The sequence below is a fragment of the Acidobacteriota bacterium genome (genome assembly GCA_026393675.1).
Taxonomy (GTDB): Bacteria; Acidobacteriota; Vicinamibacteria; order Vicinamibacterales; family JAKQTR01; genus JBAXOX01.
Genome location: JAPKZQ010000014.1, coordinates 83,636 through 91,402, shown reverse-complemented (window position 1 = coordinate 91,402; position 7,767 = coordinate 83,636). Strand labels below are relative to the sequence as shown.

The 7,767-nt window shown below is 65.1% G+C and carries 4 protein-coding genes; 2 read left to right on the top strand and 2 right to left on the bottom strand.

Annotated elements, in window-relative coordinates; all coding sequences use genetic code 11:
- Positions 1–210 precede the first annotated feature (210 nt).
- Together NT151_04735 and NT151_04730 are read right to left on the bottom strand one after the other, a co-directional pair.
- The gene (locus NT151_04735) at positions 211–1,071 is read right to left on the bottom strand and encodes a VWA domain-containing protein (GenBank protein ID MCX6538227.1); all 861 of its coding nucleotides are present in this window, start codon (positions 1,069–1,071) and stop codon (positions 211–213) included.
- Complete coding sequence (locus NT151_04730; protein MCX6538226.1) at positions 1,068–2,558, bottom strand: tetratricopeptide repeat protein; 1,491 nt, start codon at positions 2,556–2,558, stop codon at positions 1,068–1,070. The genes NT151_04735 and NT151_04730 overlap by 4 nt, the downstream gene beginning before the upstream one ends.
- Before the next feature lie 136 nt (positions 2,559–2,694).
- Here NT151_04730 and NT151_04725 point away from each other — a divergent pair, with 136 nt between their 5' ends.
- Positions 2,695–5,610, top strand: a complete 2,916-nt coding sequence (locus NT151_04725; protein ID MCX6538225.1) for a M14 family zinc carboxypeptidase — start codon at positions 2,695–2,697, stop codon at positions 5,608–5,610.
- Between the two features lie 44 nt (positions 5,611–5,654).
- Positions 5,655–7,733, top strand: coding sequence for a S46 family peptidase (locus NT151_04720; GenBank protein MCX6538224.1), 2,079 nt, complete (start codon positions 5,655–5,657; stop codon positions 7,731–7,733).
- Positions 7,734–7,767: the final 34 nt, after the last annotated feature.

The window sequence follows — 7,767 nt, the reverse complement described above, 5'->3', positions numbered from 1 at the left end:
TCCACCGTGCCAAGAATCAGGTCTTTGAGCGAGTCGTCGGGCATAGGCAGCTCCTGCGGTGATCGTACCCGCAGGATGCCACAACAGAGTCGGTATGTCAACACTATATATCACATACCGACGCAAATGTAGAAACTCCAGATGCCGGCTTCCGCCGGCATGACGAACGGTGGTCATTCCGGCGCAAACCGGAATCCCGCGAAAAGCTGCTCACTTGCCCGCAAGGTACCCCGGCCGCGCCTTCACCGCGGCATCCCGGCCCTTCACGCGCACGGTGAGCTTGTGCCACCCGTCAATGGGGACGCCGGCCGGCGAGTAGCCCACCACGTAGCGCTGGCGAAACTCGTCAAGCATTTCGAGAAAAACCGCACTCAGGTTTTTCGTCGATTCGATTTCGAACAATCGTCCGCCCGTCTGCTCGCTGAGCTCGCTCAGGAACCCCGCCCTTTGCGATCGGCCCACCGAGACAGCGTAGACGACCGCGTCGCACCGCTTCGCGATGCCGAGCACGGCGTCGGGCTCGAGCCAGCTGGAAGTGTCGAGGCCGTCGCTGAACACGATCACCAGAGCCCGGCCGACGTCCGACTCCCCGATCATCATCCCGGCGTAGCTCGCGTCGACGAGCGACGTGTTGCCGAGCGACTGCTCGTGGTCGAGCGCGGCGCGCACGCGCCCGATGTCCGTGGTCAGGTCCGCGCCCAGGGTGACTGACTGGCCGAAGCCGACGAGCGCGGCCTGGTCGCCCTTCCTCAACCCGACCAGGAGCGCCCGGCCGGCGGCCCGAAGGTGCTGGAGGCGCTCGCCGATCACGCTTTCGCTCATGTCGAGCGTGAGAACCACATTGAGCGGCAGTTGCTCGAAGCTGACGAGGTCCACCTCCTGCCGGATGCCGTTGTCGAACACTTCGAAATCGCCCGGGCCAAGGCCACGGACTGGCTTCCCCCGCTCCCTGACGAGGACGTCGACGCGCACGGCTTCCACCCGGCTCGCGAACGTCGGCTTCTGCGCGTGGGCGACAATCGGCATCGCGGCCACCAGGAGGACTACGGCCAGCGGGCGGCGCCAGATCATCGGTCGACTCCCGCCAGGAACGGCTTGCACAGTTCGGCGAGCAGGACATTCATGTGGCGGCCCGCCGCCGTGTCGTACAACCACCAGGGATCGTCCTCGGTGGTGGCGGAGCCACGCAGGACCTGGCGCAACGATGCGAGGGCCCCGGCCCGGTCACCCGCAGCGCGTGCCAACTGGCTGAGCGCCAGGCGCGGGGACTGTGCGCGCGGGTACAGCGCGGCGGCGCGCTCGAAGGCCGCCTGTGCCTGGGCGCGATGCCCGAGCGCGACTTCTTCGCGCCCGAGGAACAGCTGACCGTAGTACTGGAGGAGCGTGTCGCCGGTGGCCGCCAGCGCCAACCTGAGATGGGACACGGCTTCGTCGTGGCGGCCCTGGAGCCCGCGCACGCGCCCGAGTCGCAGCCGGGCCTCGACCAGATCGGGGTTTCGTTCGAGCGCCTGCTCAAAGAACGACGCGGCCAGCGCCCGCTCGGTGTCCGCATTCGGCACGTTCGGCCGCGCGCCCTTCGAAGTGACGAGCTCCCGGACCACTGTCTGGATCCGCTCGCCCGAGAACGATTCGTGCATGGCGCCGTTGTAGAAGAGGAGATCGGCGTCGTTCCGGAAGAGCGACTGCGCGGCGGCGAGATGGATGGCGAGATCGCCGAACGCGGACTGGCTATGCAGCGCAGCGGCCGCGGTGCAGTACCAGAGTCTCACCATCTCGTCGCGGGCGGGATCCGGCTGGACGCCCTTGAGCAGCATGCGCCCGAATGCCCAGTGCTCGTTGACAAACACTCTGCCCGCGCTCTGGCCGTCGTTGGCCACGATCAACGCGGATGGATCCGACACCGGGGCACGGGTCTGGTATGCGACGCCTTCGGTGCCGATGACGATGGCCGCGTCCATTTGCAGGATCGCCGCTCGCTTGACGAAGCGAGTCGGGTCGCGATGTGTGATCTCATCCTCCGTCAGGCGTAGCATCGACTTGACGTCCTGCATCGTGAACGACGCGTCAGCAAGGGTGACGAACAACCGGTTGCCCGCCCCGCGGCCGCGGGTGTAGACCGCGGCCAGCCGGCTCAGAAGATCCCGAACATCGTCCAGGACCGACACGAGCTCGCGCTGCTGCCATCGCAGGATCGCCAACACCGGCGCATCGGCTGCGCCTGGTCGGTGTTGATAGACGGCGTCCGTCCAGGCGCGCAGCCGCGCAATCCGATAGTCGGCGGTCAAACCCTGGGTTGCTGGGGCCGGGCGCGAGGCGTACAGGATGACCGGTGAGGGAATCGCGGACCGCGCCCGGTCGCCCGCGAAGACGACCGATGCGAAGGCCAGGACCGCGAGAGCGGTCCAGTGCCGTCCGTTGCGGAACACATGGCCAACGCGACCAGGAGGATAGATGCGGTGCATGGTCGGCATGCCCGGGGCGGCCCCAATATAGCCCACAAACCGGCGTGGCGCCACGCCGCCGCCACGCCGCTTGCCGCCATGCCGTTTATCGGCCACCGTGCCGCTAACGTCTCCGCCGCATCCTGTGCTATAACGCCCGATTGCACGCCTGCAACGTCCCACTGACGCGGGCCTGGCCCGGCAGTTGTCGCGGCTCCCGTTCACGTTTCGCTCGAGAGGAGCAGAAAACACCATGAAAGCGGCCATCTCCCGCCGAATCGGCACACGCACCTTCCTTGCCTGCGCGCTCGTCCTCTGCGCAGCGCTGATGGTGCCGGCCCAGGCGCCCAAGACCGCGCCCGCCCAGAAGCTGGACGAGGCCTACACGAAGCTGATCAAGGAGTACACGCAGGATCCGCGGATCAGCACGGACCTGGTAGACCACATGCCGGCGAGCGACAAGATCCCGTCGCCGCTCAAGTTCCTGGGCCGCATCCCTGGAACACCCGGCGAACTCACCTACGCGAAAGACATCCAGCGCTACTACGAGGCACTCGCCAAGGCGTCGCCGCGCTTCAAGTACTGGACGATTGGCAAGACCGAGGAAGGCCGCGACATGGTGCTGCTCGCGGTGGCCGACGAGCAGACGATCAAGACGCTTGACACCTACAAGGCCAATCTCGCGGCTCTGACCGATCCCCGCAAGACGACAGAGGCCCAGGCGCAGCTGCTCATCAAGACGTCGAAGCCCATCTACTGGGTGACGGCCGGCATGCACTCGGGCGAGACCGGCGGCCCCGAGATGCTCATCGAACTGCCGTATCGCCTGGCGGTCGAAGAGACGCCGTTCATCCAGAATATCCGCAACAACGTGATTGTCTTCATCACGCCGGTCGTTGAAGTTGACGGCCGCGAGAAGCACGTCGACACCTATTACTACGGCAAGAAGACCGGCAAGCAGCGGCCGCCGCTCGTGTACTGGGGCAAGTACGTCGCGCACGACGACAACCGCGACGCGATGGGCCAGATGCTCAAGCTCACCCAGAACGTCAACAAGACGTTCCTCGAGTGGAAGCCGACCATTCTTCACGACCTGCACGAAGCGTCGAACTACCTCTACGCATCGACCGGCACCGGGCCGTACAACGAAGCGGTTGACGCGATCACCATCAACGAGTGGTGGGCGCTGGCCAACACCGAAGTGATGGAGATGGCCAAGCGCAACGTGCCCGGCGTGTGGACCTACGGCTTCTACGACGGCTGGGTGCCCAACTACATGTTCTTCATCGCCCACACGAAGAACGCGGTGGGCCGCTTCTACGAGGTTCAGAGCTACGGTCCGGACATCGTCGAGAACCTGCGGATGGGCCCCAACGCCACCAGCCGGGAATGGTACCGCGCGAATCCGCCGCTCCCGCAGATTAAGTGGGGCCCGCGCAACAACACGAACATCCAGGAATCGGCGCTGCTGATCGCACTCAACTACGTGGCAAAGAACCGCGAGATGTTCCTCGAGAACTACTGGCTCAAGAACAAGCGCGCGCTCGACAAGGGCAAGACGCAGGCCCCGTATGCCTGGGTCATCCCGGCCACACAGCGGCGCAAGGCTGAGGCTGCCGATCTCGTCAATGCACTCCGGCGCCAGGGCCTCGAGATCTCGCGCGCCAACGCCGCGTTCAAGGCGGGATCCGTCAGTGTGGCGGCAGGCGATTACGTCGTCCGCGCCGATCAACCGTACCGCACGATGGCTGACATGTACTTCAGCCTGCAGAACTACGCGCCCGCCAACCCCCGTCCCTACGACGACACCGGGTGGACGATGCAGCTGATGCGGAATGTGTCGGTGGTGCCGGTGGGTGAGAAGAACGTGCTCGACCAGCCGATGGCGTTCATCGCGGCTGATGTGAAGGCGCCGGGCGGCATTGAGGGCACGGGGCCGGTGGTCATCGTCGATCACACGAGCGACAACAGCATCGTGACGTTCCGCTTCAAGCATGCCGATGTGAAGATGCAGGCCGCCGAAGAGGACTTCGAGGCCGGCGGCCACAAGTTCAAGGCCGGGGCGTTCATCATCCCGAGCGGGGATCGCGCGAAACTCGACGCGACGCTCAAGGATCTCGGGCTGTCGGCATGGGCCGTGGCTGCGGCTCCAGGCGTCAAGACGCACAACCTGGACGTGCCACGCATCGGGTACGTGCACTCGTGGTCGAACACGCAGAATGAAGGATGGGTGCGGGGAGCGTTTGACGCGTTTGGCGTGCCGTACACCTACTTTGGCGACATCAAGCTGCGCGAGGGCAACCTCCACGCGAGGTACGACGTCATCGTCTTTCCGCACGTCGGCGGCACGGCGCAGTCGCAGGTCAACGGGATCCCGAAGACCGGCGCCGATCCGGTGCCGTACAAGAAGTCCGAGTTGACGCCGAATCTCGGCGTGCAGGATCAGGCCGATGACATCCGCGGCGGGATGGGCTTTGAGGGCCTGATGAATCTCTACCAGTTCGTCAAGGAAGGCGGACTGCTCATCACCGAGGGCGCCACGTCGACGATCTTCCCCGACTATAACCTCGTCAGCGGCGTCACCATCGAGAGCCCGCAGGGTCTGTTCGTGCGGGGCTCGATCATGCGCGGGATCGTGGCCGACGCCAAGAGCCCGATCATGTATGGCTACGACGGGGCGCAGATCCCGGTGTACTTCAGCCAGGATCCGGTGCTGGCCGTGGGCGGTGGCGGCGGTGGCGGTCGTGGAGGTGGTGGGGGTGGCGGTGGTGGCGCGCAGATTCCCGGCGTGGGAATGAACGTGTCGCCGAACGCGGCCGCGACCCAGAGACTGTCGCCGTGGGATCCTTCGACAAGCTCAGGGCAAGCTCCTTCGACAGGCTCAGGGCAAGCGGTTGGCGGCGGCAGGGGTGGCGGTTTCGCGGCTGGCGCGGATGCCCCGCGCGTGATCCTGCGGTTTCCGCTCAACGCTGACGACATGCTGTTGTCGGGCGTGCTGGTGGGCGGCGAGGCGCTCGCCGGGCGCGCCCAGGTCATCGACTCGCCCATCGGCGCGGGCCATGTCGTGATGTTCGCCATCCGGCCGTTCTGGCGCTTCCAGACGCAGGGGACGTTCTTCCTCGGTTTCAACGCGATCCTGAACTGGAATCATCTGGATGCGGGGAAATAGGAAGCCGGAAGCAAGATCCGCCACATCGCCTCCTTGGAGCCATCATGAAACGCGCCGTGTTCATCTCGCTCGTTGCCGTCATCCTCGCGGTGACAGTCACTGGTCTAGTCGGCGACGAGGGCATGTGGACCTTCGACAACCCGCCGCGAAAACTCATCAAGGAGAAGTACGGGTTCGACATCACCGATCAGTGGCTCGAGCACATCCGGCTGTCGGCGGTGCGTGTCTCGGGCGCATCGGCCTCGTTTGTGTCGCCGGACGGTCTGCTGCTCACCAACCAGCATGTCGGCCGCGACCAGGTCGCGAAGCTCTCGACGCCGCAGCGCGATCTGATCAAGGACGGGTTCTACGCCGCGACGCGCGAAGGGGAACTCACGTGCACCGACTTCGAGGCGAACGTGCTGGTGTCCTACGAGGAGGTGACCAAACGCGTGCAAGGGGCCGTGAAGGCCGGCGCGACCGACAAGGACGCGAATGCCCAGCGCAAGGCTGAGATGGCCACTGTCGAGAAGGAATGTTCGGTGCAGACCGGCCTCAAGTGCGAGGTCATCACGCTCTACAGTGGCGGCGAGTACTGGTTGTACCGGAACAAGAAGTACACGGACATCCGGCTCGTGTTCGCGCCCGAACAGGACATCGCCTATTTCGGCGGCGACTACGACAACTTCACGTATCCGCGCTGGAACTTCGACATCACGCTTTTCCGTGTGTACGAGAACGGCCAGCCGCTCAAGAGCGAGCACTTTCTCAAGTGGTCGAAAAATGGTGCGGCCGAGGGCGAGCTGATCTTCGCCCCGGGCTACCCGGGTGCGACGGCGCGGCTGTTGACGGTCGGCCAGCTCAAGTATCAGCGCGATCTTGGCAACCCCCTCCAGATGCAGGTGTGGACGTCGCGACGCGACGCGCTCGTCCGCTATCAGGCGCTCGGTGCCGAACAGGCCCGTCGCGGATCGACGCCGCGACTGGGGCTCGAGAACTCCATCAAGCGGCTCATCGGCCAGCAGGATGGGCTGAAGAATCCGCGGATCTTCAAGAAGAAGGAAGGTGACGAATCCGCGCTCCGGGCGAAGGTGGCGGCCACTGTCGAGTGGCAGAAGCTGTACGCACCGGCGTGGGATCAGATTGCGATGGCCTACGCGGCGCTTCCTGCCTATGCCAAGCGCATCGCCTTTTCCAACCTCACGGCTTCCCGCCTCGCGGGAATGGCCTCGACCATCGTTCGCTACGCCGACGAGATCCCGAAGGCGAGTACACAGCGTTATCCGGAATTCACCGACGCACGCCTGGAGGGCCTGAAGTTCAGCCTGTTTTCCTCGGCGCCCATCTATCTCGACATGGAGGAGGCGCAGTTGACGGCGTGGCTCGACGAGGGGCTCAAGACGCTCGGGCCCGCTGATTCGTTTGTGAAAGCGGCGCTCGGAGGCCAGTCACCAGCCGCCCTGGCGAAACAGGTGCTGGCCGGAACGAAGCTGACGGACGTCGCCGCGCGCAAGGCGCTTATCGAAGGTGGTCCGGCAGCCATCAAGGCGTCGACTGACCCCCTGATCGATCTGGCGCGTCGCGTCGAACCGATCATCCGCGGGCTGCGCGCCTGGCAGGAGGAGAAGATTCAGAGCGTCGAGTCGAGCGCCGGCGAGAAGATCGCTCGGGCGCGGTTTGCCGCCTACGGAAAGACCGTCTATCCGGATGCGAACTCGAACCTGCGGTTCGAGTTCGGCACGGTCCTCGGCTACGAGCTGGGTTCGACGCTCGTACCGTACAGGACGACGTTCTTCGGGCTGTACGAGCGGGCGGCGGCGTTCAACGAGAAGGCACCGTTCACGCTTCCGGCGCGCTGGCGAGAGGGACGAACCAAACTCGATCTGGCCACGCCATTCAACTTCGTTTACACGGCCGACACGATTGGCGGCAACTCGGGCACGCCCATCATCAACCGCAACGCCGAGGTCGTGGGCGTCAACTTCGACAGCAACATCCAGAAGCTGCCCAATCGCTACATGTACATTGACGACGCCGAAGGGTCGCGCGCCATTGGCGTGCATTCGGCCGGCATCATCGAGGGACTCAAGAAGCTGTACGGGGCGGACAGACTCGTCGCGGAGTTGACCGGCGGCGCCCGCTGACGGGAGAAGACGCGGACCCGCCTGACGCGGGAGG

Excerpts from the sequence above, each read along its gene's own strand:
- NT151_04725 (MCX6538225.1), top strand. The coding sequence starts at position 2,695 with ATGAAAGCGGCCATCTCCCGCCGAATCGGCACACGCACCTTCCTTGCC.
- NT151_04735 (MCX6538227.1), bottom strand. The coding sequence starts at position 1,071 with ATGATCTGGCGCCGCCCGCTGGCCGTAGTCCTCCTGGTGGCCGCGATG.
- NT151_04720 (MCX6538224.1), top strand. The coding sequence starts at position 5,655 with ATGAAACGCGCCGTGTTCATCTCGCTCGTTGCCGTCATCCTCGCGGTG.